The following is a 2446-nucleotide window of genomic DNA, read 5'->3' on the forward strand; positions in this document are numbered from 1 at the left end:
GGGCGCGTTTTCAGCTCAACGTCATGCCTCAACCTCTACTCGTGCGCTGCAGACCTGGCTGAGATGTGCGTTTACGTCTGCACCAGACTGCGTCGTTGGGTCCATTCCGGCAAATTCAATTTTGCAGATCCGACTACTTATATCGTGACGAAGATCGTCAAGAACACGGTGGAAGGACCGCCGGATTGGGCTGACGATTCGCTTTGAACGCGCGGACTTATATCGCCCGAAAAAGACTAACAAGCGTCGTTGCAATACAGAAAAAACCTCAGGGCGGACGCCCGACAACAAAAAATTCTCTGGCCAGTTGAGCCTTAAAGTGAATGCATCCGATCAGTCACGCTTGAGGCAAGGAGACGAACATGTTGCTCGGTCATCCCGTACTTTTCAAATCGCTTTGTTATGTGAACGGACGCTGGATTCATAGCGACAGCGCGTCTTCGATCGCTGTGGTCAATCCTGCGGATCAACAAGTGATCGGCCATGTGCCGATGCTGGACCGTGCGCAGATCGTCTCCGCCGTCGATGCCGCGCAGGACGCGTTCGAATCGTGGCGCTGGATGCCGCAGCAAAAACGCAGTGCGTTGCTGCTGCGCTGGCACGGATTGATCATGCGTCATCAAGCCGATCTGGCGGGGATTCTTTCGCTTGAACAAGGCAAGCCGTTGGCGGAATCCAAAGGGGAAATAGCTTATGCGGCGAGCTTCGTCGAATGGTTCGCGAACGAAGCGAAACGTCTTGCAGGTCGCACGATTCCGACCCATATCGACGGCGCGCATCTCGGCACGGTGATGGAACCGGTCGGCGTCGCCGCGCTTATCACGCCGTGGAATTTTCCGGTAGCAATGATCACGCGTAAAGCGGCGGCCGCGCTCTCCGCCGGTTGCACCGTCGTCGTCAAGCCCGCGCATGAAACGCCGTTCTCCGCGATCGCGCTTGCACAACTCGCCGAGGAAGCAGGATTTCCTGCCGGCGTCTTCAACGTCGTCATAGGCGAGCCGCAAATGACGATGGAAGCGCTCGTTAGCGACAAGCGCGTACGCGCCGTGAGTTTTACCGGATCGACGCGCGTTGGCGCACTCGTCGCGCAGACTGCGGCGCAAGCGGGCATCAAGAAGCTCGCGCTCGAACTGGGCGGCAACGCGCCTTTTATCGTCACGGAAGATGCGGACCTGGAATACGCCGTGCGCGTCGCGGTGGGCGCGAAATTTCAGACGTCGGGACAGGATTGCTGCGCTGCAAATCGCATTCTCGTGGCGCGTCCGCTTTACGATCGATTCGTCGAACGTTATAGCGAAGCGGTCAACGCGCTCAAAGTAGGCAGCGCCTTCGATGCCAACGTGGATGTCGGCCCGCTCATGCATCAGGCCGCATTCGACACGACCGTACAGCGCATCGAGGATGCTAAGGCACAAGGCGCGCGCATTGTCGCGGGTGGAAACCCGCATGCGCTCGGCGGCTGGTTTTTCGAACCGACTGTCGTCGCGGATGCTAAACCGGGCATGCGCATCTACGACGAAGAGAACTTCGCGCCGATCTCGGCCGTTTCGCCATTCGACACGCTGGACGACGCGGTATCGCGCGCGAACGATACGGAATACGGTCTCGCCGCCTATGTCTGCGCGACGCGCGTCGACACCATTTTTCAGCTCGTTCGACGTCTCGACTTCGCGATGGTGTCGGTCAACGGCGTGAAATTCACCGGCGCGCCGATTCCGTTCGGTGGCATGAAAGCATCGGGACTCGGACGCGAAGGCGGCGCGGAAGGCTTCGAGCCATTCGTCGAAACGAAATATTTCTGCCTCGGCAATCTGGGCTTGCCGCTTACCAACGCGGCGTGAACGGACTAGCCACAAACGAACTATCCTCAAAGACAGGCGTCATCGGAACAAGGAGAAGCACATGAGTCAGGACAAGCAATCGCTCGAACAGCTGTTCACGGAAGACCGCGCGCATTTCATGCATCCATCCACGCACGCGCATGATCATGCGCGTGCGCTGCCCGGCAAGATAGTGACGGGCGCGAAGGGTATTCGCATCGAGGATTATCAGGGCAAGAGTTATATCGATGCATTCGCGGGCCTGTATTGCGTGAATATCGGCTATGGCCGCACCGAGGTGGCTGAAGCCATCTACGAGCAGGCGAAGAAGCTCGCGTATTACCACACCTATGTGGGCCACTCGACGGATGCGATCATCGAACTGTCGTCGCGCATCATCGACTGGTCGCCTGAGGGCATGAAGAAGGTGTATTACGGCATGTCCGGATCGGATGCCAACGAAACGAAGATCAAGATCGTCTGGTATTACAACAATGTGCTAGTGTTCCGTCCCAGAAATAACTTTACATAAATCCAACATGTTCTATGATCGACTTATGGTGTGCGGGAGACGATCGTGGGACGTAAGGGAATCGAGGTTCTCGTGTCCAATCTGGAGCGAGAAC

The 2446-nt window shown here is 57.4% G+C and carries 1 protein-coding gene and 2 pseudogenes; all 3 read left to right on the forward strand.

Features of this window, described 5'->3' with window-relative positions:
• A pseudogene (locus BVER_RS34890) lies at positions 1–207 on the forward strand (hypothetical protein); the annotation flags it as partial.
• 155 nt (positions 208–362) lie between these two features.
• Entirely contained in the window at positions 363–1841 is a 1479-nt protein-coding gene (locus BVER_RS28570) for an NAD-dependent succinate-semialdehyde dehydrogenase (RefSeq protein ID WP_050456107.1), read from the forward strand.
• Positions 1842–1902: 61 nt separating this feature from the next.
• A pseudogene (locus BVER_RS28575) lies at positions 1903–2319 on the forward strand (aminotransferase class III-fold pyridoxal phosphate-dependent enzyme); the annotation flags it as partial.
• Between the last annotated feature and the right edge of the window lie 127 nt (positions 2320–2446).

Source organism: Candidatus Burkholderia verschuerenii, assembly GCF_001189365.1.
Classification (GTDB): domain Bacteria; phylum Pseudomonadota; class Gammaproteobacteria; order Burkholderiales; family Burkholderiaceae; genus Caballeronia; species Caballeronia verschuerenii.